20 protein-coding genes are annotated in these 26130 nt (G+C 72.9%); 12 read left to right on the top strand and 8 right to left on the bottom strand.

All coding sequences use genetic code 11. The annotated features are described in order from the left end of the window. Positions 1-143: 143 nt before the first annotated feature. The 4 genes from CELF_RS19965 to CELF_RS08825 form a co-directional block, all read right to left on the bottom strand. Positions 144-2834, bottom strand: a complete 2691-nt coding sequence (locus CELF_RS19965) for a GH39 family glycosyl hydrolase (RefSeq protein WP_013770902.1) — start codon at positions 2832-2834, stop codon at positions 144-146. Beyond that, a complete protein-coding gene (locus tag CELF_RS08815; protein ID WP_013770903.1) occupies positions 2831-4465 on the bottom strand; it encodes a glycoside hydrolase family 43 protein in 1635 nt (544 codons plus the stop codon). Before CELF_RS08815 ends, CELF_RS19965 begins: the two co-directional genes overlap by 4 nt. Then, positions 4462-6006, bottom strand: coding sequence for an alpha-N-arabinofuranosidase (locus CELF_RS08820; RefSeq protein ID WP_013770904.1), 1545 nt, complete (start codon positions 6004-6006; stop codon positions 4462-4464). The genes CELF_RS08815 and CELF_RS08820 overlap by 4 nt, the downstream gene beginning before the upstream one ends. 64 nt (positions 6007-6070) lie before the next feature. Continuing rightward, positions 6071-7075 (bottom strand): LacI family DNA-binding transcriptional regulator, encoded by a 1005-nt coding sequence (locus CELF_RS08825; RefSeq protein ID WP_013770905.1) that lies wholly within the window; start codon positions 7073-7075, stop codon positions 6071-6073. 415 nt (positions 7076-7490) lie between these two features. Here CELF_RS08825 and CELF_RS08830 point away from each other — a divergent pair, with 415 nt between their 5' ends. The 5 genes from CELF_RS08830 (at position 7491) to CELF_RS08850 (ending at position 14067) form a co-directional block, all read left to right on the top strand. Then, on the top strand, positions 7491-9155 hold the full coding sequence (locus CELF_RS08830; RefSeq protein WP_126297701.1) for an extracellular solute-binding protein: 1665 nt from the start codon (positions 7491-7493) through the stop codon (positions 9153-9155). A gap of 91 nt (positions 9156-9246) precedes the next feature. Next, positions 9247-10299: an ABC transporter permease gene (locus tag CELF_RS08835; protein WP_013770907.1), complete on the top strand. Its 1053-nt coding sequence runs from the start codon at positions 9247-9249 to the stop codon at positions 10297-10299. Positions 10300-10308: 9 nt separating this feature from the next. After that, positions 10309-11271 carry a carbohydrate ABC transporter permease gene (locus CELF_RS08840; protein ID WP_013770908.1) on the top strand — a complete coding sequence of 321 codons (963 nt, stop codon included), beginning with the start codon at positions 10309-10311 and terminating at the stop codon, positions 11269-11271. Between the two features lie 146 nt (positions 11272-11417). Then, positions 11418-11972: a DUF624 domain-containing protein gene (locus CELF_RS08845; RefSeq protein ID WP_013770909.1), complete on the top strand. Its 555-nt coding sequence runs from the start codon at positions 11418-11420 to the stop codon at positions 11970-11972. A 55-nt stretch (positions 11973-12027) separates the two neighbouring features. Further along, positions 12028-14067 carry a DUF1565 domain-containing protein gene (locus CELF_RS08850; protein WP_013770910.1) on the top strand — a complete coding sequence of 680 codons (2040 nt, stop codon included), beginning with the start codon at positions 12028-12030 and terminating at the stop codon, positions 14065-14067. Positions 14068-14200: 133 nt separating this feature from the next. Here the strand turns inward: CELF_RS08850 and CELF_RS20185 are convergent, their stop codons facing one another. From CELF_RS20185 to CELF_RS08865, 3 genes are all read right to left on the bottom strand, one after another. Next, the gene (locus CELF_RS20185; RefSeq protein ID WP_013770911.1) at positions 14201-14398 is read right to left on the bottom strand and encodes a hypothetical protein; all 198 of its coding nucleotides are present in this window, start codon (positions 14396-14398) and stop codon (positions 14201-14203) included. Positions 14399-14801: 403 nt separating this feature from the next. Continuing rightward, complete coding sequence (locus tag CELF_RS08860) at positions 14802-16298, bottom strand: cellulose binding domain-containing protein (protein ID WP_013770912.1); 1497 nt, start codon at positions 16296-16298, stop codon at positions 14802-14804. Positions 16299-16494: 196 nt separating this feature from the next. Beyond that, complete coding sequence (locus CELF_RS08865) at positions 16495-16911, bottom strand: Ig-like domain-containing protein (protein WP_013770913.1); 417 nt, start codon at positions 16909-16911, stop codon at positions 16495-16497. A 175-nt stretch (positions 16912-17086) separates the two neighbouring features. Between CELF_RS08865 and CELF_RS08870 the strand changes: the two genes are divergently transcribed. The 5 genes from CELF_RS08870 (at position 17087) to CELF_RS08890 (ending at position 24347) form a co-directional block, all read left to right on the top strand. Further along, the gene (locus CELF_RS08870; RefSeq protein ID WP_013770914.1) at positions 17087-18559 is read left to right on the top strand and encodes a DUF3375 domain-containing protein; all 1473 of its coding nucleotides are present in this window, start codon (positions 17087-17089) and stop codon (positions 18557-18559) included. After that, the gene (locus CELF_RS08875; RefSeq protein WP_013770915.1) at positions 18552-19376 is read left to right on the top strand and encodes a DUF4194 domain-containing protein; all 825 of its coding nucleotides are present in this window, start codon (positions 18552-18554) and stop codon (positions 19374-19376) included. Before CELF_RS08870 ends, CELF_RS08875 begins: the two co-directional genes overlap by 8 nt. Continuing rightward, complete coding sequence (locus CELF_RS08880) at positions 19373-22729, top strand: ATP-binding protein (RefSeq protein ID WP_013770916.1); 3357 nt, start codon at positions 19373-19375, stop codon at positions 22727-22729. The genes CELF_RS08875 and CELF_RS08880 overlap by 4 nt, the downstream gene beginning before the upstream one ends. A gap of 191 nt (positions 22730-22920) precedes the next feature. After that, positions 22921-23466, top strand: a complete 546-nt coding sequence (locus CELF_RS08885; protein ID WP_013770917.1) for a PAS domain-containing protein — start codon at positions 22921-22923, stop codon at positions 23464-23466. Then, positions 23463-24347 carry a methyl-accepting chemotaxis protein gene (locus tag CELF_RS08890; protein WP_013770918.1) on the top strand — a complete coding sequence of 295 codons (885 nt, stop codon included), beginning with the start codon at positions 23463-23465 and terminating at the stop codon, positions 24345-24347. The genes CELF_RS08885 and CELF_RS08890 overlap by 4 nt, the downstream gene beginning before the upstream one ends. A gap of 22 nt (positions 24348-24369) precedes the next feature. On the opposite strand, the gene CELF_RS08895 is transcribed toward CELF_RS08890, so the two are convergent. Then, on the bottom strand, positions 24370-25128 hold the full coding sequence (locus CELF_RS08895; protein WP_197722532.1) for a class I SAM-dependent methyltransferase: 759 nt from the start codon (positions 25126-25128) through the stop codon (positions 24370-24372). Between the two features lie 54 nt (positions 25129-25182). Here CELF_RS08895 and CELF_RS19480 point away from each other — a divergent pair, with 54 nt between their 5' ends. Further along, positions 25183-25578 (top strand): DUF1801 domain-containing protein, encoded by a 396-nt coding sequence (locus tag CELF_RS19480; RefSeq protein ID WP_013770920.1) that lies wholly within the window; start codon positions 25183-25185, stop codon positions 25576-25578. Between the two features lie 11 nt (positions 25579-25589). Further along, positions 25590-25979 (top strand): MmcQ/YjbR family DNA-binding protein, encoded by a 390-nt coding sequence (locus tag CELF_RS08905; RefSeq protein WP_013770921.1) that lies wholly within the window; start codon positions 25590-25592, stop codon positions 25977-25979. Positions 25980-26130 lie beyond the last annotated feature (151 nt).

The following is a 26130-nucleotide window of genomic DNA, read 5'->3' on the forward strand; positions in this document are numbered from 1 at the left end:
AGGGATGAGCATGCGGATGCGCTCTGCGGGTTGCAGCGCATCTGCGTCGTGACGGGGTTCGGCTGCGGGCTCCGGTGATCGTCCGATCGCTGGGCCCGTCGTCGTCGCCGGTCAGGTGCTGATGGCGCGGACCTCGGCCTTGGTCACCCCTGCCTCGATGATGTGGGTGATGGTGCGTCGTTCGTCGTCGGTGAGGGCGTCGGGGTGACCGGGGCGACGGAGGCGACGGCCCAGGCCGGCAGGTCGAGATCGATCTCGAGGACACCCGAGTCCGGGACGGTGATCGTCCACCGGCGCAGGTCGTCCGCGACGGTCTTGAGCTCGGTGGTCTGGGCGCGGGTGAGGTTGAGCGGCTCGCCCATCTGGTGCCACGCCTCCGCGGCGTTGCCGTGCTCCCAGTCGAGGACCTCGACCTGGAAGACGGTCCCCGGCTCGAGGCCCGCCACGGTGCGACGGACCCGCCGGGCCGTGCCGATCTCCCGGTACGCGCGGGCCGCGGCGTAGGTGTCGTGCTGCTCGACGCCGCGGGTGCCCATCTCGGCGGGGTAGTTGAGGAACACCGCGGACACATGGCCGTCGCCGGACGAGCGCGTGATGATGCCGTGCTCGTCCTGGTGCACGACGCGGTCGCCGAGGCGGTTCAGCATCGCGACGGCGTGGAACGTGGGCTTGTGGATGCCCTGCTCGTTCACGAACCCGAAGCCGCCGTGGAACGGGCCCAGACCGGCGCCGCCCTCCTCGAAGATGTCCGTGAACGTCCAGTAGGAGATCGAGTCCGCCAGCGCGGCGCCCTTGAGGAACGCGCGCGTGATGTACGTGGCGGCGAACAGGGTGTCGTGCGTGCGGTCCCGGCTCGACGGCGAGCTCGACCACTCGGTGATGTGCAGCTCGGCGTCGGGGTAGGGGCTCGCGGCGATGAGCTCCTGCAGGAGGCGCAGGTCCTGCTCGGTGGCGTCCACGTGGCGGTGGATGGCCGTGACGCCGCTGCCGGTCCCGTCGGCCGCGTAGTCCGTGGGGTAGAGGTGGGTCGAGAGGAAGTCGAGGGGGAGGTCCCGCTCGGCGCAGTAGTCGACGAGCTCGCGGACCCACACCGGCTGCCAGTCGAGCGCGTCAGGGTCGGGTGCGCGGCCGGTGGCGAACTCGGCCGCATGGTCGTAGGTCTCGCCGGCGTAGCGGGCGTCGGGCACGAACACGGACGTCGACGGGCCGCCGACCCGCAGCTGTAGGTCGATCGCCTTGAGCGCACGCGCCGTGGCCTCGTAGAGCGCGAAGTACTCGGTGCGGGTGCCGGTCCAGAAGTGCGGCACCAGGTTGGGCTCGTTCCACACCTCGAACCGCCACTGCCGCACCTCGTCGAGGCCGTACCGCTCGATCCAGTGCCGCACCGTCTCGCTCACGAGGCGGACCCACTCCGCCATGTCGGTGGGCGGGCTGCAGTGCGCCTTCCACCAGAAGAGCGTCTCGGTCTGCGTGGCCAGCTCCCGGGGCATGAACCCCAGCTCGACGAAGGGGCGTGCGCCCGCGTCGAGAAGCGCGTCGAACACCATGTCGACGTAGCTGAACGTGATCAGCGGCTCGGGCAGCACCTCCGGCGGGGCGAACCCGCCGCCGTAGGTGCTGCGGTACACGAACATGTCGTCGTGGAACAGGCCGTGGAACCGCACGGAGCGGACTCCCAGCACGTCCACGGCCTCGCGGAGGTGGGCCTGCCAGTCGGCGCGCAGCGCCTCGTTCGCCCGGCCCGCACCGACGCACCGGTTCCACACGTGGTGCAGCGGCGCGTCCGACGCCGGCGCGCCGTCCACGCGCAGCTCGTCGAGCGCCTGCCGATCCGCAGCGGAGGGTGCGCGGAGCCGCTGGGCGAGAGCGTCCAGGGTGTCCCGGGCGGGCCCGAACCCCACCCAGTCGAGGTGGCCGTGCGGCACGCCCGAACGCGTCACCTCGACGACGTCGACGCCCGCCGCGCGCAGGCGTGTGCTGAAGCGCTCGCCGCTCGCCCGGAACGCGTCGAGCTCACCGTTCTCCACGTAGGTCGGGGGGAAGCCCTCGAGACGCGCCGCGAGGCCGGGGAAGGCCTCGTCGTCGGACGGCTCCGGCTCGCGGCCGAGCACCGTGCGGTTCGTGGCCTCGACCATCCACGCCGGAAGCTGGAGCGCGCGCGGAGCGGCCTCGACCGCCTCGGCGAGCTCGGTCCCGAGCGCCGGCACCCGGGGGTGCAGCATCGGGTACACCAGCAGGGTCTGCCAGGGCGCCCGGCCGTCCTCGACGGCGCGCAGGGTCACGGCCGCCGCGAGGAAGGCGCCCGCGCTCGCGCCACCGATCGCGACCCGCGCCGCGTCGACCCCGAAGCGGGCCGGGTCCGCGCGCACGGCGTCGAGCACGGCGGCGCAGTCGTCCTGCGGGACGGGGAACCGGACCGGCTCGCCGCGCTCGTCCACCCGGTCGCCGACGGTGCCGCCGAGCTCCGGCATGACCGGGCACAGGCGGTAGTCGACCGACACGACGACGACGTCCGCGCGGCCGGCGACGCCGCGGGCGACCTCGTGCGCCTCCGCCATGTCGAGGTCGCCCCACGAGAACGCGCCGCCGTGCATCCAGACCAGGCACGCGCGGCCGCCGTCGGGCGGCGTGCCCACCGGCGTGTAGACGCGCACGGGCACCGGGCCGTGCGGGCCGGGGACCGTGTGGTCGACGACGGTGAGGTCCCAGTCCTCGGGCGGCCCGAACGGTGCCTTCCACCGCGCGACGACCGCCTCGGGGATCTGCGTGAAGTCCGCGTAGTCCTCGACGAGGTGCCGGCGCACCTCGAGCTCGGGCACCAGTCGTCTCGTCATGGCCTCGTCCCTTCGAGGTCGTCGCCCGCCCGGAACCAGTCGACGTCCACGTGCCCGCCGGTCTCGGCGGTGGCGTAGCAGAAGATCGCGAACCGGTAGCCGGTGAAGTGGGCGAGGCTGTACTCCATCGCCAGGTCGTCGCCGATCGGTGTCCAGGCGGCACCGTCGAGCGAGTACGCGAACGAGGCGCGGTCCGCGGCGTCACGGAAGTCCACGTCCGCGCGGAGCAGGACCGTCCCGGCCGTCAACGGCACGCCAGCGCTGGTGAAGGCGACGTGCCCGTGGCGGTCGGCACGGCGCATCACGAGCTGCCGGGCGCCGTCGGCCATCTCGACCCCCACGTACCCGTACTTCTGCTGGTACGCGGACAGGCCGGCGACGTCGCCGTCCTTCATCCCGGAGACGTCCAGCGAGATCGCCGCGGCGCTCGCGGGCCCGCACGTGCGCTGGGTGAGCGTGTTGCGGGCGTCGACGATGCTCGTCGCGACGCTGCCCGTGGTGAGCCGCAGGTGGCCGGGCCGGTCGGTGAGCGACCAGAACCGGTTGTCCGGGTTGTGGTTCCACTGCCACTGCAGCCCGAGGCTCGACCCGTTCCAGGCAGTCTCGTCCGACGTCGTCAGCGCATCGGCGTCGGCGACGTTCCAGTAGCCGGCCGGCGTGGGCTGGTTCTCGAAGTCGTCCGAGACGAGGAGGTCCGACGCTCCCGCCGTCCGCCCGCCGGCGGCGACCGGCGCGGCGTCGAGCGTGAAGACCGGCCACCCGTCGTCGTCCCAGGTCACGCGCGCGAGCTGCGGTGAGCGCCCGAGCGGTCCCTCGTCCTGGAAGAGCATCGCGTACCACCGCCCGTCAGCCGCCTGGACGACGCCGCCCTGAGCGACGCCGCCCCCCGGGCGCCCCGCGACCGGGACCGCCTGGCTGAGCACGACCCTGCCCTCCCAGATCCCGCCCTGGGACTGCGGCGTCAGCGACGCCGACCGCCACACGACCTCCTGACGGATCCCGTCCGTCGGCCACTCGATCATGAAGACGTAGTAGTGGTCGCCGATCTTGTAGGCGTGCGCGCCCTCCGCGTGCAGCCCGCTGGTCTGGTCGACGTCGGCGTCCTCGACGAGCCGGGTCGCGGGGCCGTCCCAGACGAAGGTGCCCGCGTCGTCCCGGGCGAGCCGGCGCAGGTCGATCACCCCGGCGCCGTACACGAGGTAGGCGTCCCCGTCGTCGAACAGGAGCGACTGGTCGTGGGCGTAGCCGTCGAGGACCGACCGCGTCCACGGCCCGTGCTCGATGCTCGGCGTCGCGTAGACGTACGTCTTCTGCGTGGTCAGGCTGGCGACGGAGACGTAGTACGTGCCCTCGTGGTGGCGGATGCTCGCCGCCCAGCTGCCCTGCCCGTAGGCGTCGTGCCCGTTGCGCAGGGCGAGCGCGTCGGTGTCGTCGAGGACCGGGCCGGTGTAGCCGGCGATCGACCAGTGCACCAGGTCGCTCGAGCGCATGATCGGCACGCTCGGCGCGAAGTACATGGTCGTGCTGACCATGTAGTAGTGCCGGCCGTCGTGGACGACGTCCGGGTCGGGGACGTCCGCGAAGATGACCGGGGTGGCGAAGGTGAGCGCCCGGGGGTCGCGTTCCGTCACCGGAGGTCGAGACGGACGGTGACGTACGAGTGGGCGGGCAGGTCGACCTCGAGCCCGCGCGCGTGGGGCCGCACGCCGTGGTGCGTGGCCGGCGCGACGGAGTCGGGCTGCTCCGGGGTGTTGTGCGCGTCCAGGGCGGGCGCGGTGAGCACCCGCGCCTCGTGCCCGACGACGTCGCGGCCGCGCAGGTCGAGCACCAGCGTGCGGTCGCTCTCGGCGTCGAGGTTCGACAACGAGACCAGCGCAGCGTCGCCCTTGACGGACGCGGACGCCGAGACCAGCGGCAGCTCGCGCCCGTCGACGGTCCGGGTCTGGACGCCGCGCAGGTGCACGGCGAGCGCGGCGGCGTCGTGGTGCCCGCGGTTCATCGCGAACACGTGGTACGTCGGGGTGAGCACCAGCGCGCCGGTGTCCGGGTCGGTCAGGACCATCGCCTGCAGCACGTTGACCGTCTGCGCGATGTTCGCCATCACGACGCGCTCGGCGTGCCGGTGGAAGGCATCGAGGTGCACGGAGGCGACCAGCGCGTCGCGCAGCGTGTTCTGCTGGTACAGGAACCCGGGGTTCGTGCCCTTCTCCACGTTCCACCAGGTGCCCCACTCGTCGACGACCAGGCCCACCTTGCGGTGCGGGTCGTACCGGTCCATGACCGTCGAGTGGCGCGTGAGCAGCTCCTCGATGCGGCGAGCCCGGGCCATCGTCGTGTACCACTCGTCCGTGCTGAAGCCGGTGGCGTCGCCCTTGTCGCCCCACGAGCCCGACATCGTGTAGTAGTGCAGCGACACGGCCTGGAACGGCCGGGCCGGCTCGGCCGGGTCGGCGGCCAGGTCGTCGAACGAACGCATCAGCGTCTCGGTCCAGTGCAGGTCCGACTCGTTCGCGCCGGCCGCGATCCGGTACAGGCCGTTGCCGCCGTGGTCGCGCGCGTACGTGGCGTACTGCCGGGCCAACGACGCGAACTGCTCCGCACGCAGGTTCCCGCCGCAGCCCCACGCCTCGTTCCCCACACCCCAGAAGGGCACGCGCCACGGCTCGTCGCGCCCGTTCGCCCGGCGCAGCGCCGCCATCGGCGAGTCGTCCGCCCGGGTCAGGTACTCCACCCAGTCCGACATCTCCGCGACGCTGCCGGACCCGACGTTCCCCGACACGTAGGGGTCCGCCCCGAGCAGCTCGCACAGGTCCATGAACTCGTGGGTGCCGAACGCGTTGTCCTCCACGACGTCGCCCCAGTGCGAGTTGACCATCCGGGGCCGCTGGTCGCGCGGGCCGATCCCGTCACGCCAGTGGTAGTCGTCGGCGAAGCAGCCGCCCGGCCAGCGCAGGTTCGGGATCTGCAGGTCCCGCAGGGCCGCCACGACGTCGGACCGGATGCCGCGCACGTGCGGGACGGGGGAGTCCTCGCCCACCCAGAAGCCGCCGTAGATGCACCGGCCCAGGTGCTCGGCGAAGTGCCCGTACACGTGCCGGCTGATCGTCGCACCGGGCAGGTCGAGGTCGATGATCGCTGTCGTGCGGGTGGGCGGAGGCACAGGTGTGCTCACGGCGTTGGTCTCCTTTGACCGGGTGGCGACGGGGTGACGCGGAGAGGCGCTGGCGTGCGTGCCGCTAGGCGCCGCCGCGGGTGGATCCGCGCACCACGAGGCGCACGGGGGCCACGACGTGCTCGGCGGGGCCTGTCCAGCCCGACATCTGGCGGTGCAGCAGCCCGACCGCCGCCTCGGCCACGCCCTCGTGGTTGGCGTCGACCGACGTGATGCCCGGAGGGACGAAGCGTGACATGTCGAGGTTGTCGAACCCGGCGAGCTGGACGTCGTGGGGGACCTGCAGCCCGCTGTCCGCCAGGGCGGACAAGGCCCCGAGGGCGACGATGTCGGTGACGGCGAAGACCCCGTCGAAGGGCAGCCCCGAGGCGATGACGTCGAGCATCGCGTCGCGAGCGCCGAGGGAGGTGTAGTCGCTGACGGGGACGACGTAGGCCGGGTCGGCCGCGAGGCCTGCCTCGCGGTACGCGTGCTCCCAGCCGGCGCGACGGTCCGTCGTCATCATGTGGGCGCCGTCGAACGAGCACCCGAGCGCGACGATGCGGCGCGATCCGCGCTCGATCATGTGTGCCGTGGCGAGGTGGGCACCCGACTCGTTCGCCAGGCGCACGTGGTTGAGGTGGTCGGGGACGTCGCGCTCGCCCAGCAGCACGATCGGCTTGGAGGTGCGCACCCGCCCCAGCTGGTCGAGGTCGAGACCGGCGACGGACAGCAGGACGCCGTCGTACATCTGGAGCCGCGCGACGCTCAGCGCCTCCATCTCCTGCTCCGCGTTGGCGCTCGTCCGTTCGAGGACGAGGTGACGCCCTTCCGCCTCGACCAGCGGCGCCACCTGGTCGGCGAGCTCGCCGAAGTAGTCGTGGAAGCTCGGGACGACGAAGGCCACGGTGTCGGTCCGTCCGGCCCGCAGGTGCCGCGCGGTCAGGTTGACCTCGTACCCGAGGGCTTCGACGGCCGCCATGACCCGGGCGCGCGTCGGCTCGCCGACGGGAAGGCGTTCGTTGAGGACGTTCGACACGGTCATGACCGAGACGCCGGCCGCGCGGGCGACGTCCGCCATTCGCACCATGCGCACCCTCCAGCCCGCGACGTTGCCGGTCCAGCGTGCACCCGTGCGACCCGAGAAGGGCCCGGCCACGCCGCTGAGGGCGCTCAATATATCGATAAAACCGGGGACGGCAAGCCCCGTGCGAGGGCGGTGCACCCGGTGGGCCGGGCAGGGGCGGGGACTCCACGGCGGATCGGCGTGCGTGGCCGCCGCGCCGCATGCGGCCGTGACCATCTCGAGATGGGCGAGGTCTTGACGGCTCCGGACCACGTCTCTACTTTAACGCTAAAATCCCGCCCGGGATGAGGACGCCACGCCCTGACGCGCGTCCGACGTGCACGGGTTCCGGTCAAGGACGACCGGGACCGTTCTCAAGGGAGAGACCTCGGTGCGTACCGCTAGATGGAAGCTGTCAACTGTTGTCCTGGCTGCCGCAGTGTCGGCGGGACTCGTCGGATGTACCTCTGACGGCGCCCCCGAGGAGGACCCGAAGGATGCCGTCATCCCGGCGGGCGATCTCGCCGACCAGTCGGGAACCCTGACCCCGAGCAACCCGACGACGCTCACGACCTGGATCACGTCGGCCCAGCAGGCCCCGGCACCCGACAACAAGATCACCAAGCTCCTCGAGGAGAACCTCGGCGTCACCCTGAAGTACGAGATCGTCACGCCGGACGCCGTGGACCAGAAGATCGGCGTCATGCTCGCCGGTGGCGAGTACCCCGACCTCATCGGCACCACCGACCTGAAGATGCGTCTCCTGGAGGGCGGCGCCCTCCTGCGCCTGGACGACATGCTGGAGACCGGCGACTACCCCAACCTCGCCACGCACGTCGAGGACGACATCAAGAAGATGAGCTACTCGGGCGAGGAGGTGGACCCGGGCCTGTACATCTTCCCGAACTACAACCGCTTCTACGGCGAGGTCACGGGCGGCACCTACTACGGTCCGGCGTTCTGGATCCAGAAGCGCGTGCTCGAGGACGCCGGCTGGCCGGACCTCAGCAACATGACGCTCGACCGCTACTTCGAGCTCATCGCGAGCTACAAGGCGAAGAACCCCCAGACCGACGGCGTGCCGACCGTCGGCTTCGAGGTCCTGGCGTCGACCGGCCGTGAGTGGGGCATGACCAACCCGCCGGCGCTGCTGGCCGGCTCGCCGAACAACGGTGGCGTCGTCGTCGACGACGACGACCACGCGGAGATCTACGCCGACAAGGACATCGCCAAGGACTTCTACCAGGTCCTCAACGAGCAGTACGACGCCGGTCTCGTCGACCGGGAGTCCTTCACCCTGACGTTCGACCAGTACACGGCGAAGCTGGCCACGGGCGCCGTCCTCGGCATGCACGACCAGGGCTGGAACTTCCAGACCGCCACCGACTCGCTGCGGAGCGCCGGCAAGGACGAGTACACCTACGTGCCGCTCATGCCGGTCTACGACGGGGCGGAGCCCTGGTACGCCGACCGCCCCGTGATGAACACCAACCAGGGGTTCGGCATCTCCGTCTCGAGCAAGCAGCCGGAGAAGGCCATGAAGTTCCTCGACCTGATGCTCAGCGAGCCCTGGCAGAAGGTGCTGTCCTGGGGCGTCGAGGGCGAGGACTACCAGGTCGGCGAGGACGGCATGTTCACGCGCACCGAGGAGCAGCGAGCCAACGCCCGCGACCTGACCTGGCGTGCGTCCAACCGTCTCGAGGCGCTGCTCGATGTGCTCCCCAAGCACAACGGCCAGTTCTCCGACGGCAACGCGTACAGCCCGGACGACCAGCCCGCCGAGTTCTTCGCGACGCTGACCGACTACGACCGGGGCGTCATGGAGCAGTACGGCAAGAAGACCTGGCTCGAGTTCATGAACCCGCAGCCGGAGAACCCGAAGTACTACCCGGCGTGGAACATCACGCTCTCCGACGAGGCCAACGAGGTCAACCAGCAGCTGACCGACGCAGGCGTCCAGAACCTGCCGAAGATCATCGCCGGTGACCCTGCCGACTTCGAGGCGAGCTGGAAGGCCTACGTCGACACGATCAAGAAGATCGACGTCGAGGTGTACGAGGACGCCATCAACGCCGGCATCCAGGACCGTCTGGAGAACTGGTAACAGTCCGCGAGGACGCGTGGCGGGGGGCGTGCGCCGCCCGCCACGCGTCCTCGACGACGACCCACTGCTCGGCGACGACGAGGTTGGACAGATGACGGACACCACGGTCACCACGCTTGTGGCCGCCACCGGGCTCGAACCGGCCCCGGAGCCCGTGAGCGGCTCGCGTGCTCCGCGCCGCAGGGCCCGGACGCGAGCGCCGAAGGAGCCCCGACGCAAGATCACCTGGGACAGGATCAAGGCGCAGCGGGTCCTGCTCCTGATGGCCGTCCCGCTGCTGATGTACCAGATCCTCTTCAAGTACGTCCCGGTCTACGGCTGGGCGATCGCCTTCCAGGACTACAAGCCGGGTCGCGGCAGCATCTGGAACCAGGAGTGGGTCGGCTTCGAGAACTTCGTCGACCTGTTCACCGGTGTCAACGGTGAACGGTTCCGCCGGGTCGTGATCAACACGGTGGGGCAGTCGGTCCTGACCCTCGTCGTCGGGACCCTGGGCGCCATCGTCCTGGCGCTGCTGCTGAACGAGGTCAAGAACGCCCCGTTCAAGCGGGTGATGCAGAACATCACGTACATGCCCCACTTCCTCAGCTGGGTCATCGTGGCGAGCCTGGCGTCGGTCGCGCTCTCGCTGCCCTCCTCCGGCGGCTTCATCAACCAGGCCCTCCTGAGCGTGGGCCTCGTCCAGGAACCGGTCCTGTTCCTGACCGAGCCGAACCACTTCTGGGGCATCGTCGCCGGGACGAGCCTGTGGAAGGAGCTGGGCTGGAACACGATCCTCTACCTGGCCGCGATCACCGCGATCGACCCGAGCCTGTACGAGGCCGCCGAGGTCGACGGAGCGGGCCGCTACCGCAAGATGTTCCACATCACGCTGCCGGGGATCAGGCCCACGATCGTCGTGCTCCTCATCATCAACGCCGGCTGGATCCTGTCCACGAACTTCGAGCTGCCGTACTTCCTCGGCAACGGCCTGATCTCCGAGCGGGCCGAGACGATCGACGTCTTCGTGCTGCGCTACGGCTACCAGCTGGGCAACTACGACCTCGCCGTCGTCGCGGGCATCTTCAAGACCCTCGTCGCCATCATCCTGGTGGGCTCGGCGAACTGGGCGGCCAAGCGCCTCAACCAAGAGACCCTGGTCTAGGAGGACTTCATGTCAAGCACCACTGCCGCGAAGCCTCTGGCACGGCATGCGCCACGGAGCAGGTCACCGCGTCGCAGGTGGACGGCCGAGCGGGTCATCTTCACGACGCTGAACACCACGTTCCTCGTGGCGCTCGCGACGCTCATGATCTACCCGCTGCTGAACACCCTCGCCATCTCCCTGAACGACGGCATGGACGCCGTCCGGGGCGGGATCGGCATCTGGCCCCGGGTCTTCTCGCTGAAGAACTACGAGGTCGTGCTCAACATGAACACGATCTACCAGGCGTTCTTCATGAGCGTCCTCAAGACGGTCGTCGTGGTGGTGACGAACCTGTTCTTCACCTCGATGCTCGCCTACGCGCTCAGCCGCAAGGAGTTCATCTTCCGGCGCCCGATCACCCTGGTCTTCGTGCTGACGCTGTACTTCGACGCGGGGCTGATCCCGAACTACCTGCTCATCAAGGACCTGGGCATGCTGAACAGCTTCCAGGCCTACTGGGTGCCCGTGATCATCAGCGCGTTCAACCTGATCATCCTGCGCACGTACATGAAGTCGATCCCCGAGGAGATCACCGAGTCGGCACGGGTCGACGGCGCGGGCGAGTTCCGCACGTGGTGGCAGATCATCATGCCGCTGTGCAAGCCCGCGCTGGCCGTGGTGGGTCTGTTCGTCGCCGTCGGCAGCTGGAACGCGTGGCTGGACACCCTGCTGTACAACTCGGGCGACCAGGCGTTGTCCACCCTGCAGTACGAGCTGCAGAAGCTGCTCGCGAGCTCGATGAACGCCGGCGCGAACTCCGCCAACGTCGCGGGCAACGCGGCATCGGTGGGGAGCGGCGGGCAGCTCACCACACCGATCGCGCTGCGGTCGGCGATCACCATGGTGGCGGCCGTCCCGATCCTGCTCGTCTACCCGTTCCTGCAGAAGCACTTCGTGTCCGGTCTCATGATCGGCTCCGTGAAGGGCTGAGTGACGCGTCGGCCTCCCGCCCGCCGCGGGAGGCCGACGCCGTCCTCGTCGCCCGTCACGCCGCACCCCGAGAGGCACCGACCATCTTCCGTTTCAACCCCGCGTCGCGGCTGTGGCGCGTCCTCGACTCGCTCGGCACCGTCATCGTGATCAGCCTGTTCTGGCTCGTGAGCCTCGGACTCGTCGTGACGGCGGGAGCGGGAACGGTCGTCGCCTACGAGATCTGCCGCCGGTACGTCCTCGGCAAGGACGCGGGCCTGCGGGCCGTCGGCGCGTCGGCCTGGCGGCAGAGCTGGAAGCAGGCGACCGTCGTCGGCCTGCTGGCCGTCCCGGTCGCGGCCCTCGGCATCGTCACGCTCTCCTACCTGCCCACGCTCGGGCTCGCCGAGGTGCTGGTGCCGCTCCTGGTCGTCGGACTCTTCCTCCTGCTCCTGGTGTTCTGGTGCCTCCCGCTCGTCGCGCGCTTCACCAACCCCACCTGGCGCCAGGTGCGCAACGGGCTCACCCTGGGGCTCACGACGCCGAGCCTGACGTTCCTGCTCGCGATCGCCCTGGTCCTCGGGGGCGTCGCCCTCTGGAACGTCCCGATCGCGGTTCTCGTGGTACCCGGAGTGATCCTCGTGTGGTGGTGCTACCTGCTCGAGCGGTTCTTCGTCGCCCGCGGGTACGTGCTTCCGGAGCCGGAGGAGGCGGAGGTCTGACGCTCCGCCGCCCTGCACCACCACACCGCTCCCGCGACTCACGAAAGGCGCTGCCGTGACCCTCCTGCACGTCGCCGTCACCGGCTCCGACCTGGCTGACGGGTCGGCCGAGGCCCCGTTCCGGACGATCAACCGGGCCGCTGCGGCTGCCCTGCCGGGCGACACCGTCGCGGTGCACGCGGGCGTGTACCGCGAGTGGGTGGACCCACCCCGCGGGGGCACGGTCGACGCGCCGATCACCTACCAGGCCGCGGTGGGGTCGGACGGGCTCTTCGAGCCGGTCACGATCTCCGGTGCCGAGGTGGTCACCGACTGGCGTCCGCACCCCGGCGCCGAGGGTCGCGTCTGGGTCACGGAGGTGCCGAACGCCCTGTTCGGGGAGCGCAACCCGTACGCCGAGCGCATCGGTGGCGACTGGTTCTTCGACCGGGTCAACACCTGGCACACGGGTGAGGTGTACCTCGACGGCACGTCGATGTACGAGTCGCTGACGCTCGGCGGAGTCGAGCACCCCGAGGTCACCCCCGACTCGTTCGACCCGGAGGGCTCGCTGCTGACCTGGTACTGCGAGGTGGGCGACGGCGTCACGACGATCTGGGCGAACTTCGGGGGTGCCGACCCGGCTGCGCACGAGGTCGAGATCAACGCGCGCACCTTCGTCTTCTGGCCCTCGGAGACGGGCATCGACCACATCACCGTGCGCGGGTTCACCCTGACGAAGGCCGCCACGCAGTGGGCCCCGCCCACCGCGCTGCAGGAGGGCCTGATCGGCCCGCACTGGTCGAAGGGGTGGGTGATCGAGGACAACACGATCACCGACTCGAAGAACGTCGGCGTCTCGCTCGGCAAGGAGGCCAGCACCGGGCAGAACGAGGCGGCTGCGGGTCCGGACGGCGCCAAGGGCGGCACGCAGCGCGAGCGCGAGGTGATCCAGCGGGCGCTCGCCCTGGGCGGGCCCGGCGCAGGCGAGCCGCACCCGTGGCACCGGGACCACGTCGGCTCCCACATCGTGCGCCGCAACACGATCCGCGACTGCGAGCAGGCCGGCGTCGTCGGGCACCTGGGGGCGGCGTTCTCCACCATCGCCGACAACCACATCTCGCGCATCCACGTGAAGCGGCAGTGGCACGGCGCCGAGGTGGCCGGGATCAAGCTGCACGCCGCCATCGACACCGTGATCAGTGGGAACACGATCCACCACACGCACCGCGCGCTGTGGCTCGACTGGCAGGCGCAGGGCACCCAGGTGCGGCGGAACGTCTTCTACGCCTCGACCGCCGAGGACTTCATGGTCGAGGTCTGCCACGGCCCGTACCTCGTCGACTCGAACCTGTTCCTGTCCCCGTGGTCGGTCAAGGACATGTCCACCGGCGGCGCGTACGTGCACAACTACGTCGCGGGGCGCATCGCGACCTGCACCGAGCACCAGCGGTACACCCCGTACCACCTCCCGCACTCGACGGCCGTCTACGGCGTCTCGAACATCGTCGGCGGCGACAACCGGTTCTACAACAACCTCTTCGTCGGTGACCGCGCCACGGGCGAGCACACCGGGTCGGACGCGCCGGCGGAACCGGCGCTCGCCAGCTTCTGGTCCGGCGCGATCGACATGGACGGCGTGCCCGGCCAGGCGACCTTCGTGCCGACTCCCGTGGGCACGTCGCAGTACGACGCCTACCCGACGGCGCAGGAGTACCCGAACGAGCGCGGCAGCGACCTGGCCGGGTCACGGCTCCCGGTCTGGATCGAGGGCAACCTCTACGCGGAGGGCGCCGAGCCGTTCCGCGCGGAGCCCACGGCGCTGGTGAGGGGCGCGTCACCGGTGCGTGTTGCGGTGCTCGACGCCGAAGCGGGGACGGTGCGCGTGGAGATCGACGACGCGACCGACATCGACGTCGTCGCCCCCGTCACGACAGCACGCCTCGGGACGAGCTACCAGGCCGAGATGCCCTACACCGGTCCCGACGGGTCGGACCTGGACCTGACCGCCGACATCGTCGGGATACCGCGGGACCGGGTCGTGCCCGGGCCGTTCGCCGCTTCGGCACCCGTGACTCGGATCCTCGCCGCACCGGGACCGGCTGGTCGGCCGTAGGCGTTCGGCGGGCCGCTCGTCGTCGTGTCACGGTGGACCGCGCAGCCCGGCTCGCGCCCGGCCTCGGCAGGTGCGCACCGCCGCGCGCGGGCCGGGACTCCGCGTCGGCGGTGCGCGCCAGGGGGCGGGGGTGTCAGTGGTGGGCCGCGCGGCGGTCCCAGCGGGCGGCGAGGGTGTACAGGCCGCTCGCGGCGGCGAGGACGCCGCCGAAGCGCACGGCCGCGCCGGGCCACGACGTCCAGAGGGCTTCGCTCGACGCGACGAGCGTCACGAGCAGCACCACGGTGAAGAGGGTGACCGCCCCGAGGGCGGTCGTGCGCGGGTTCGTCATCGTCGACCGTCCTGCTCCTGCCGGCGTCGGTGCCGGTGCCCGCCGACGGCGGTGTCGGCTCGCCCAGCATGCGGTACGACGAGACGTCCGTCTCCCGGAAGCGTGTGTCCGCCCGCCGGGAAGAGGGCGTCAGTCGTCCCAGGTGGGGGGTCCGGCGGACCGGTCCATGACGAGGCGGACCGGCTGCGGGTCGCTCGCGTCGTGCTCGACGGGGGAGCGGCAGGCCGCGGGGAACGAGACACCCTCGGGGGCGCCCCCGGCATCGCCGTCCCTTCGCCGCTCACCGAGCACGTGGCCGGGCAGCGGTCCGGTGCGGCGGCCGGGTCGTCGGACCGGGTGGCAGGGCGCCACCCGGGATCGAGCCGGCGGTTCCGATGGTGGGTCAGGCGTCGCCGACCGCGCCTCACGACGCGGACGTCGCCGCGCAGGTCACCGGGCCGTCGACGGGAGCGGGGCCTGTCCCGAGGAAGCCGAGCACCGTCCGGCCGCCCGTCGGGAGGGCGCCGTTCCAGTCCGCGTTGCGGACCGTGACCGTCGAGCCGGAGGTCGTCGCCGACCCGGACCACAGCTGCGTGACCGCGCCGCCCTCCGGGAGCGTGAACGTCGTCGACCAGCGCCGGATCTCCGTCGTCGCCGTGACCTCGACCGACGCCTGGTACCCGCCGGGCCAGGTGCCGCCGACCGTGAGCGTCGCGCGGCACGACGACGGCGGCGGAAGCGTCGGGGTGCTGGTGGGCGTGGGCGTGGGGCTCGTCGTCGGCGTGGGCGACACCGTCGGCGTCGGCGTGGGCGTCGGTGCCGGGCCGCCGAGGGGCAGGTCGCGCAGGAACGCCGTGAGCTGCCCCGCGATCACCTCGTGGTCGCGCACGGACGGGTGCCAGTGGCAGCCGCCGTAGTCGAGGCCCTCGTTGCCGTAGTACCAGTACACGACGCGGCCGTCGCCGTCGGCCCGGCGCTCGTCGACCACGCGCTGCGCGAGGTCCGGCAGGTCGGTGCCGGTGTGGACGTAGGTGGCGCTGACGACGAGGTACGTGTCCGGCCCGTACCGCTCCCGCAGCGTGTCGAGGAAGCCGTGGTACGCCGCGACCCACGCCTCGCGCAGCGCGGCCGGCGTCGCCCACGCCTCGCCGCTGCCGAGCGCCGTCGAGAAGTCGTTGATCCCGAGCCCGACGACGACGGCGTCCGGGTCCCACGACGCGGGGCGGTCCCACACGTCGCCCGCGACGCCGGGAAGGGCGCGGTCGTAGTAGGTGCGGTAGCTCGTGCCGGGCTCGCCGCCCGCGTAGTTGCGCACCATGCCGCGCCCCGAGAACGCGTCGATCTGGTAGTCCGCGCCGAGCGCACGGGCCGTGAGGGCACCGAAGGCGAGGTCGGCGTTCGTCGTGCGGGTGACCTGCTCGCCCGTGCACTCGCGGCTCGTCGAGGTGTTGCCGTAGCCCGCGGTGTACGAGTCGCCGACGAACTCGAGCTGCAGGTCGCGCGCGGGCGGCGCGGACAGGATCTCGCTGCCGTCGACGGGGACGAACCCGCCGAACGTGCTCGTCGCCCACGGCACCTCGCTGCGCTTCACGACGCGCACGGTGTGCTCGCCGGGCGCGAGACCCTGCACGCGGTACGTCGTGCTGCCCGGCGTGACGAGCGTCGCGACGGTCCGCCCGTCGACCGCGACGTCGTAGTCGCCCGTCGCGTCGTCGAGCACGACCCCGACGCCCGTGCCGCGGAACCGGCCCTCGAAGTAGACGCCGGGCCAGGCGTGCTGCCACGTGGACCCGGCGTCGACGACGCGGCCCGCGGTGTGGACGGTGCGCGCCAGCCCGTCCGGCGCGGCGGACGCCGCGACCGGGAGCACGGCCACGCAGGCCAGGACGGTGAGCGTGAGGGTGGCACGCAGTCGTCGCACGCCGGGTCCCTTCGTCGGTCGGAGCCGGCCGGACGGCGACGGCGCGTCCTTGGTACCGCCCGCGCGCGCCGGCGCCCACCCGGTGAAGCGATTCGACGACCTCCTGCCGCAGCGGCGGCGGCGGTGAAGCGATGCGCCGGACGAGCGGAGCCCCGACCGCGTTCGCTGCGGTCGGGGCTCCGGGGACTGCTCGGGGTCAGGCGACCGGGACGAGCACCTCGACGTTCTTCGTGGCGGCGCCGTTGACCTTCGCCGCGCCGTCGTACACGGCAGTCAGCCGGTGGGTGCCGGGCGCGAGGTCGACGGCCACGACACCGGTGCCGCTCGAGGCCAGCGTGCCGGACGCGATGACGACGCCCCCGTCGAGCAGGCGGTAGGTGCCGCTGACGGCGGTGTTCGCGGGCGCCTTCACGGTGATGGTCGCGGTGACGTCACCGGGCGCCGGCGTCTCGGGCAGCGGGTTGACTCGCAGCTGCACCTGCGGGAGGACGTGGGCGACGGCGGGCGGGGCGGGGACCGGCTGCTTCGGTGCGGCGGCTGCGCTGCCCGCGGTCGCGAGCCCCAGGGCGGCGGTGACGGAGAGGACGACGGCGATGCGACGGGTGGAGCTCATGAGCTTCTCCTGCGTGACGGTGACGCGGACCGGGCGGCCCACACCTCTCTTCGGACACCCGAGCGGGTTGCGTAGCGGCGGCGCGGCGGGTTCACCCGCCCGGCACTGCGCCGGTGGCGCGCTCCGCACGGCGGGTGGCGCGGAGGGCCTCGCCGCGCACCTACGCTGTGCGGCGATGATCACTCGTGCCGAAGGGGCGTACCTGGGCGCCCTCCGGGCCTTCCAGAACCCGATGCTCGACCTGCTCCACAAGCGGCACGCCCCGCTCGTCGTGGCGCTGCTGTCCTCGGTGTTCACCGCCGAGCGCCCCACGGTTCCCGTCGCCGACGCGCACACCGAGATCGGCGACGCCCTGGACCAGCTGCGAGCCGCCGGGTACGAGGACGGGCTGCCCGTGGGTCCGGCGCGGGACCTGTGCCGCCAGTGGGCGGACGCCGGGTGGCTCGTGCGGCAGGTGCTCGACGACGACGTCGAGGCCTACCGCCTGTCCGCGCACGCCGTCGGCGCGCTGGAGGTCGCCGGCCGGGCGGGCGGCACGGGCGCGCGCGTGTCGAAGTCCCGCGTCCGCACGCTCCTGGAGGCGGTCGACCGGCTCGCGCAGGACGCCGACCCCGACGTGATGGTCCGGGTCGCACGGCTCGACGCGCAGGTCCGCGAGCTGCAGGCGGAGCTCGAGCGGCTCGAGCGCACCGGGACGGTCGACGAGGTCGACGAGGAGGAGCTCCTCGAGGAGGCCGAGAACGTCCTCCACCTCGTGCGTGAGCTGCCGGGCGACTTCGCGCGCGTCGCCGAGTCCATCAAGGCCATGCAGCGCGACGTCGTGACCGCGCTGCGGCAGGACGAGCGCCCCACGGGCGACGTGCTGCGCGAGTACCTGGAGCGCGGCGAGCACGTCATGGAGTCCACCGCGGAGGGCCGTGCGTTCGCCGGCGCGCTGCGGCTCATCGGCGACCCGCACCGGCTCGACGGGCTCTCGACGCAGCTCGGGCTCGTCCTGCGGCACCGCTTCACGCGCCGGCTCACGCCGCAGCAGCGCACCGACCTGCGCGAGGTCGGCCGGCGGATCGAGCAGGGCCTCGACCAGGTGTTCACGGCGCAGCGCGAGGCGTCGTACGTCATCACGACGCAGGTCCGCAACCACGACCCGCTGCGCGACCGGCAGGTCGACGACCTGCTGCGCGACGTCATGACCGGCCTCCAGTCGTGGATGCCGCTCGCGCGTCGCGGGCAGGCCGTCGAGCCCCTGCGCCGCCTCCCGGTCGCCGAGGTCGAGCACCTGCGGCAGTCCGCGGGCGACCTGCGACCGCCCGAGCCGCCCGCGCCGCTGGCGGCCTGGGACGACGACGACCTCGGTGCGGACGACCACGAGGTGCGGGCGTGGGGCGGCCCGCACTACGCCGAGCTGCACGACCACCTGCGCACGTTCGCGCCCGACGAGCCCGTCGACGTCGCGGCGGCCTTCCAGGCGGCACCTGCGCCGCTGCGACGGCCGGTGGACCTGCTCGGGCTGCTGGAGATCGCCGACCAGCTCGGGATGACCGAGACGGGCGAGCTCGCGTACGTCGACGCGGTCCGGCCGGACGGCACCCGCCGCCGGTTCGCTTTCGGCGGCGTGACGACACGGACGAAGGACGAGGACGATGCCTGAGACGACCGCCGACGTGACGGCCGCCGACGTGACGGCCGACGACGTGACGGCCGACGACGTGACGGCCGACGACGTGACGGCTGACGACGTGACGGCCGCCGACGACGTGGCCGCCGACGAGGGGGAGCGCGGCGGCTTCATCGCGCCCGTGCCCATGGAGGAGGACCCCGCCGAGCTGTTCGCGGGGGACACGGGCACGCTCGACGCCGACGTGCGCCGCGTGCTCGTCAGGCTGCTGCAGCGCCGCTACCTGCTCGCCGAGCGCAGCCCCGCCCAGTGGCGCACCCTCCTGGAGAACCAGCAGGTCGTCGAGTCGCGGCTGCACGACCTGTTCGTGCACCTCGTCGTCGACCACGACCGCGGCATCGCCTACAAGAGGCAGGTGCGGTCCGCCGAGCTCGACGTCCCGGTGCTGCTGCGCGACGACGCGTACTCGCGCGCCGAGACCCTCGTCCTGGTGCACCTGCGGACCGTCTACCAGCGCGAGCGCGGCGCGGGGGAGGCGTCGGTGCGCGTCGACGTGGAGGAGCTCGAGCAGACCGCGCTCACCTACTTCGACGCCGACGACACCAACGTCGCCGGGCAGCAGCGCGAGATCCGCGGCGCGGTCGCGCGGCTCGCGAAGGAAGGGCTCATCGAGGAGGAGTCGGAGGGCCGCTACCGCGTGACGCCGCTCGTCGAGGTCGTGCTGAGCAACGAGCGGCTCGTCGAGCTGCGCGGGTGGCTGCGCGAGCAGGCGGACCGCCGCGCCGCAGGCCCCGACGACGGCCCGGGCGCCGACCACGAGACGGCCGACGCCGAGGAGGTCGCACGATGACGATGGTCGACTCGCTGTTCGGGCTCATCCCGGCGGCGTCCACCGGGCAGCAGTGGGTCGCGCGCGACCTGCAGCTCGTCAACTGGGGCGGCTACGACGGTCACCACCGGGTGCGCCTGGCGTCCACCGCGACGCTGCTGTCGGGCGGCTCCGGCTCGGGCAAGTCCACGCTCATGGACGCCTACATCGCGCTGCTCATGCCGCACACGACGCCGTTCAACGGCGCGTCGAACGGCGGGGTCGTCGGGCGGCCGCGCGGCAAGGACCAGCGCAACGTGCTGTCCTACGCGCGCGGCAAGCTCGACGAGTCGCGCACCGAGGACGGCACCCGCCAGCGCGTGCTGCGCGGCGACGGGCAGGACACGTGGTCGGCCATCGCGATGACGTGGACGGACCAGTCCGGCACCGAGCTGACGGCGGTGCGCGCCTGGTACGTGCCGTCGGCCGCGCGCACGCTCGAGGACGTCACGGCCGTGCGCGCGACCGTCGACGGCGCGTTCGACCTGCGCGAGCTCGAGCACGCCGCGAGCCAGCGCCTCGCGCGCGCCGCCGTGACCGCCGCGGGCCTGACGTGCTTCGACACCGACCGCGACTTCACCGCGCGGCTGCACTCGTCGCTCGGGATCGGTGCCGCGGGCGACGGCAACCGGGCGGTTGCGCTGCTCGGCCGCATCCAGGCGGGGCAGCAGATCACGACGGTCGACGCCCTCTACAAGGCGATGGTGCTCGAGGAGCCGGACACGTTCGCGACCGCCGACGCGGTCGTCGAGCAGTTCGACAAGCTCACCGGGACGCGCGAGCAGATGATCACCGCGCGCCAGCAGGTCAAGGCGCTCGAGCCGATCCGCGAGCTGCGCGCGACCGTCGAGGCGGGGCACGAGCGGCTGCGGGTCATCGACCGGATCGGCTCGTTCGCCGACGGCACGTCGCCCGCCGCGCTGTGGCGGCACGAGCGCCGCCTCGGCCTGCTGCGCGACGTCGAGGAGGACCTGCAGCACCGCCACCAGCAGGCGCAGCGCCGCACCGCCGAGACCGCGGCACGGGTCAGTGCCGCGCGCGCCGAGCTCGACGGCGTCAAGGAGGCGCTGTGGTCCTCGGGCGGCGACCGGCTCGCGACCGCGCAGCGCGAGCTCGCGGCGACCCGCGTCCGCCGCGACGACGCCGCCCGCGCCCGGGCCCGCCTCGACGACGTCCTGCGCCCGCTGGGGGTGCGCGTCGGCAGCGAGGCGGACCTCGCCGCGCTCGTCGCCCGCTCGCAGGCCGCGCTGCACGACGCCGACACGAAGGCCGCGGCACGGCAGGCGCTGTTCGACGCGATGCAGGCGAAGAAGGAGGCCGGGGCCGACGTCGCGGAGCTGCGCGCGGAGCGCGCCGCCGTCGCGAGCCGTCGCGACAACATCCCCGGCGACCTGCACGCCGCGCGCGCGGCGCTCGCGCAGGCGGCGGGCCTGAGCACGGACGAGCTGCCGTTCGTCGCCGAGCTCATCGAGGTCCGCACCGAGCACGAGCCGTGGCGGGACGCGTTCAACCTCGCGCTGGGCGGGTTCGCGACGCGCATCCTGCTCGACGTCGCGCACCTGGCCGCGTTCCGGCGCGCGATCGACGCCGTGCCCCTCGCGCGCCGGATCCGGTTCGAGGGCGTCCCGACGGGCATCCGCGACGACATCGGCCTCGACGTGCGGACGCTGCCCGGGCGGCTCGACTACCGCAGCGGCCCGTTCACGGGCTGGCTGCGCAGCGAGCTGTCGCGCCGCTTCTCCTACGTGTGCGTCGACACCCCGGGCGAGCTCTCTCAGCACGCCAAGGCGCTCACGCGCAGCGGCCAGGTGTCCGAGGGCACGCAGGGCGCGCACGGCGGGCAGGGGTTCGCGAACCTGCTCGGGTTCACCAACACGCGCCGGCTCGCGCACCTCGACGAGCAGATCGCGCGCGCCGAGCGCCGCCGCGCGCTCGCGGAGGACCGGGTCGTGGACGCCGAGCGGGACCTCGACCGGCACGAGGAGCAGCTCGCGGCGCACCGCGCGCTCGCCGACGTCTCGTGGGACCAGGTCGACGTCGCCGCGGCGGACGCCGAGCTGGCCCGCTGGGAGCAGGTCGTCACCGACCTGTCGTCGGGCAACCCGGAGGTCACGCGCCTGCAGGACCGCGCGCGCGAGCTCGAGCAGACCATCCAGCGCCTCACGGAGGACCTCGGCCGCACCAAGGGCGACGCCGAGGCGCTCGCCGCGCGCTGGTCGGCGGTCACCGACGAGGTCGACGAGGCGCAGCGCGCGCTCGACGACGCGCAGGACGCGGGCACGACCGTCGGCGCCGGCGAGCGCACCTACCTCGACGGCCTGCTCGGCCAGGACGCCGCGGTGCCCGGCGCGGGCGAGCCGGCGGCGGCGCTGGCCGAGTTCGACGGCGTCCTGGCCCGTGCCGGCGAGGTGCTCGCGGCCGCGCGGCTCGCCGCGCAGCAGACCGTGGCCACGGCCCGCGACGCGCTGCGCCGCACGTTCGAGACGTTCGTCGAGCGCTGGCCCGACCCCGACCTCGGCACCGACCCGGACGAGTCGTACGGCGACTTCGCGCGCGTCCTGGCCGACCTGGAGACGAGCGGCCTGCACGAGCTCGAGGCCGACTGGCGCCGGAGCCTCCTGCGGCTGTCCGGCAACGACCTCACCGACCTGCACCACGCGCTGAGCCGGTCCGTGCGGGAGATCAAGGAGCGCATCCAGCCGGTCAACGACATCCTGGCCGACCTGCCGTTCGCCGACGACGACCACCGGCTGCGGATCGACGCGCGCGACACGCAGTCGACCGTCGTCGCCCGCTTCCGCAAGGAGCTGCGCGACCTGCGGGAGGTCCTCGCCACGGACGCGACGGACGCCGAGCGCGAGCGGCGGTACGTGCGCATGGCCAAGGTCATCGACCGGATCCGCCGCACCTCGCCGGATTTCGCCGACCTCGTCGACGTGCGCCGCCACGTGCGGCTGTCCGCCGAGAAGGTGGACCTCGAGGGCAACCACGTCGCGCTGTACGACCACATCGGCGAGAAGTCCGGCGGCGAGTCGCAGGAGCTCGTCGCGTTCATCGTCGGTGCCGCGCTGCGCTACCAGCTCGGCGACGCCGGCGCGGAGCGACCCCGGTACGCGCCGGTGTTCCTCGACGAGGCCCTCATCAAGGCCGACGCGCGGTTCACGGGCCGCGCGATCGGGGCGTGGCGCGGGCTCGGCTTCCAGCTGGTGATCGGTGCGCCCAACGACAAGTTCAGCGCCCTCGAGCCGCACGTCGACGTCAAGTACGTCGTCCTCAAGGACGCGTCGGGCCGCTCCCGCACGAAGCCGATCGCGGGGGTCGCGGCGCCGTCCTGACGTCGGCCCGTGGCGCCCGTCACAGCGCGGCGGCGCGGTGCACGGGACCAAGGTCCCGGTCGTCGCGGGAGGTCGGGGCGAAGTGGAGGGTGCGTCACCCGTTCGGCGCGCCGGGTCGCTTCCTCGGACGTCCCCGGCACGGCACGGTCGGCACGTTGCGCGCCGCGCAGCACCGACCGCGAGGGGTGGACGTGCGCATCGCTGTGACGCCGACGGCCGAGGAGAGGACGTTCGGGGCCGAGGAGATCATCGTCTCCAAGACCGACCTGCAGGGCCGCATCACCTATGCCAACGACGTGTTCGTCCGCGTGAGCGGGTACCCGCGCGCCGAGCTCGCGGGCCGGCCGCACTCCCTCATCCGGCACCCCGACATGCCGCGCGCGATCTTCCGGACGCTGTGGCAGACCGTGCAGGGTGGCCAGGAGATCTTCGCCTACGTGAAGAACCTGGCGGCCGACGGCGCCTTCTACTGGGTGCTCGCGCACGTCACGCCCTCGACGGACGTGCACGGCGCGGCCGTCGGCTACCACTCCAACCGGCGCCTGCCCGCTCCCGCCGCCGTGCGTGCGGTCGAGGACGTCTACCGCGTGCTGCTCGACGAGGAGCGCCGGCACGGCACCGGCAACGCCGCCGTCGACGCGTCGTCGGCGCTGCTCGCGGACCTGCTCGCGCGCGACGGCGTCACGTACGACGAGTGGGTGTGGGGCGTCGTGAACGGCCACGGGGGCCTGCGGTGAGGCGGGCACGCGACGCCGCCACGGCGCCCGTCCCGCTCGACGGCGGCGCGCTCGCGCCCGTCGTGGCGACGCTGCGCCGCGCCGCCGGGGGCGACCTCGAGGCACGCGTGCCCGAGCTGGCCGACCCCGCGCTCGCCGAGCTCGGGGACGGCCTCAACGCGCTGCTCGACGTCGTCGACGCGTTCGTCCGTGAGTCGGGCGCGGCGCTCACGGCGGCCGCCGAGGGACGGTTCCACCGCACGCTCGTCGAGCGGGGCATGCCGGGCGCCTACCGGGACGGCGCCCGCCGGATCAACGCCGCGCGCGACGCCATGCGCGACGCCGCCGCGGCGGCCCAGGAGCAGGAGCGCGTGCGCACGGAGATCGGGACGCAGGCGGTGGAGGTCTCGCAGCACGTCGCGGCCGCGTCCACCGAGCTCGGGGCGTCCGCGGGGTCCCTGCGCCACTCAGTGCGCGAGGGCGTCGACGAGCTGGCCTCCACGGTCGAGCTCGTGGGCCGGCTGCGTGAGGCGTCGGCCACGATCGGCGCGGCGGTCACGCTCATCCAGGACGTGTCCGCACGGACCCGCCTGCTCGCGCTCAACGCGACGATCGAGGCCGCGCGGGCGGGTGACCGGGGCCGCGCCTTCGCGGTCGTCGCGGGCGAGGTGCGCTCGCTGTCGGACCGGGTCGCGAGCTCCTCCGCCGACATCGCCGACCAGGTCGCGCACGCGCAGGAGGCGTCCCGCGCGGTCGACGCGTCGATCGGGCGCGTCGCGACGCTCATCGCGGAGATCGACACGGCTGCGGCGGGCGTCGCCGACGCCGCGGGCCACGACGAGGGCGGGCTCGCGCGGATGGCGGAGACGCTGCGCGCGGACATCGGGCGCTTCGCGCACTGACCTCGCGGCGCGGGCGTCCGTCTCAGGCCGGTCGGCGGAAGAGGGCCGCAACGAGGAAGTCGTGCGAGAACACGTCCTGCCCGTTCCCCGCGGCGCGCGGCATGGGGCCGCCCGCGACGAGCTCGAGGTCGGCGAACACGTCCTGCAGCTCCTGCAGCGTGTACCCGACGCCCTCGCCGAGCGCACCGGCGCGCAGCAGGGTCGCGTCGTCGTCGTCCGCCCCCATGCGCCCCGCCGCGAAGGTGCACAGGCCGAAGTAGCCGCCGGGGGCGAGCGACGCGGCGAGCGTGGCGCGGTAGCTGATGCGCCGGTGCGGGGCGAGGTGGTGGAAGCACCCCGAGTCGTAGACGAGGTCGAACGGCCCGCCGGGCACCGGCTCGCGCAGCACGTCCACGTCGACGTAGCGCAGGGTGCCCGCCCCGCCGAGCTCCCGGGCACGGGCGAGCGCCCCCGGTGCGATGTCGGCGCCGGTCACGGCGAGCCCGGCGTGCGCGAGCCAGCGGCTGTTGCGTCCCAGACCGCAGCCGACGTCGAGAGCGGTGCGCAGGTCGGGCAGCGGCAGGACCCCCTCGTCGTACCAGGAGACGAGGCTCGCGTCCGGGGCGTCCACGGCGAGCGGGTGGCCCGGCCGGGCGAGGACCTCGTCCCAGTGCGCAGCCGCCGCGCGGCTCGTCGCGTCCGCGCGCGCGTCGAACACGCCGTCCAGGAGGTCCAGCAGGTCCTCCACCGTCGCGACCCGCACCCGAACCACCCCACCCTCCGGCCGGTCCCACGCCGGCACGCGGGCACCGTAGCCCCTGGTCCGGGCGCGGTGGCGGGACCTACGGTGGGGGGCATGGCCCGTGGCGACGCACCGGCGTCCACCGTCGAGGAGTACCTCGACGCCCTGCCCGCGGCCGACGCGGCAGCGCTGCGCCGGGTCCGTGACGAGATCCTGGCGCTGGTGCCGGGCGGCGACCAGCGGATCTCCTACCAGGTGCCGTGCGTGACGTACCGCGACCGGCCGCTCGTGAGCCTGTCGCGCGCGCGGGACCACCTGAGCCTGCACCTGCAGAGCCCGCCGCTGGCCCGGGCGCTCGCGGGCACCGTGACCGACGTCCGCTGGTCGGGCGCGACCGCGCACTTCACCGCGGACGCCCCGCCGAGCCGCGCGACGCTCGAGCAGGTCGTGCGGGGCCGCATCGCCGAGGTGGACGCGCGGCTCGACGCGCGCAGCGCCGGGCGCGGCTGAGCCCCACGCCCATGGCGACGTGGCAGGACGTGCGCGCGGCCGTCGCCGCGCTGCCCGACACCACCGAGCCGGACCCGCGCCGGTGGCGCGCGCACGGCCGGTCGCTCGTCTGGGAACGCCCCCTGCGGCGCAGCGACCACGAGGCGCTCGGCGCCGACGCGTGGCCCGGCGACGTGCTCGGCCTGCGCACGCCGGACCTCGAGGCGAAGGACGTCCTGCTCGGCTCGGCGCCCGACGTGTACTTCACGACGCCGCACTTCGACGGCTACCCGGCCGTGCTCGTGCGGCTGGAGCGCCTGGCGCCCGACGAGCTCGCCGAGGTCGTCACCGAGACGTGGCTCGCGCTCGTGCCGAAGCGCACCGCTCGTGCCTGGCTGGACGCGCACCCGCCTGTCGACTGACCCGCGCCACCGGAGGGTCTCGCCGCGCGCCCCACGCCAGGCACACACCCGGGCACGACGACAGGGACCGAGTTCCCGCCCGCGCCTGCGGGAACCGTGGGAGCATCCACCGCGCGGCGTTGCCGGGCTGACCGGCCCTCCGTACGTTGGG

Origin of the sequence: Cellulomonas fimi ATCC 484 (assembly GCF_000212695.1) — a bacterium.
Taxonomy (GTDB): domain Bacteria; phylum Actinomycetota; class Actinomycetes; order Actinomycetales; family Cellulomonadaceae; genus Cellulomonas; species Cellulomonas fimi.

What these genes read in the sequence shown, in the direction of transcription:
- CELF_RS19965 (WP_013770902.1), bottom strand. Translation starts at nt 2,834, where the DNA reads ATGACGAGACGACTGGTGCCCGAGCTCGAGGTGCGCCGGCACCTCGTC.
- CELF_RS08825 (WP_013770905.1), bottom strand. Translation starts at nt 7,075, where the DNA reads ATGGTGCGAATGGCGGACGTCGCCCGCGCGGCCGGCGTCTCGGTCATG.
- CELF_RS08835 (WP_013770907.1), top strand. Translation starts at nt 9,247, where the DNA reads ATGACGGACACCACGGTCACCACGCTTGTGGCCGCCACCGGGCTCGAA.
- CELF_RS08840 (WP_013770908.1), top strand. Translation starts at nt 10,309, where the DNA reads ATGTCAAGCACCACTGCCGCGAAGCCTCTGGCACGGCATGCGCCACGG.
- CELF_RS20185 (WP_013770911.1), bottom strand. Translation starts at nt 14,398, where the DNA reads ATGACGAACCCGCGCACGACCGCCCTCGGGGCGGTCACCCTCTTCACC.
- CELF_RS08865 (WP_013770913.1), bottom strand. Translation starts at nt 16,911, where the DNA reads ATGAGCTCCACCCGTCGCATCGCCGTCGTCCTCTCCGTCACCGCCGCC.
- CELF_RS08870 (WP_013770914.1), top strand. Translation starts at nt 17,087, where the DNA reads ATGATCACTCGTGCCGAAGGGGCGTACCTGGGCGCCCTCCGGGCCTTC.
- CELF_RS08875 (WP_013770915.1), top strand. Translation starts at nt 18,552, where the DNA reads ATGCCTGAGACGACCGCCGACGTGACGGCCGCCGACGTGACGGCCGAC.
- CELF_RS08880 (WP_013770916.1), top strand. Translation starts at nt 19,373, where the DNA reads ATGACGATGGTCGACTCGCTGTTCGGGCTCATCCCGGCGGCGTCCACC.
- CELF_RS19480 (WP_013770920.1), top strand. Translation starts at nt 25,183, where the DNA reads ATGGCCCGTGGCGACGCACCGGCGTCCACCGTCGAGGAGTACCTCGAC.
- CELF_RS08905 (WP_013770921.1), top strand. Translation starts at nt 25,590, where the DNA reads ATGGCGACGTGGCAGGACGTGCGCGCGGCCGTCGCCGCGCTGCCCGAC.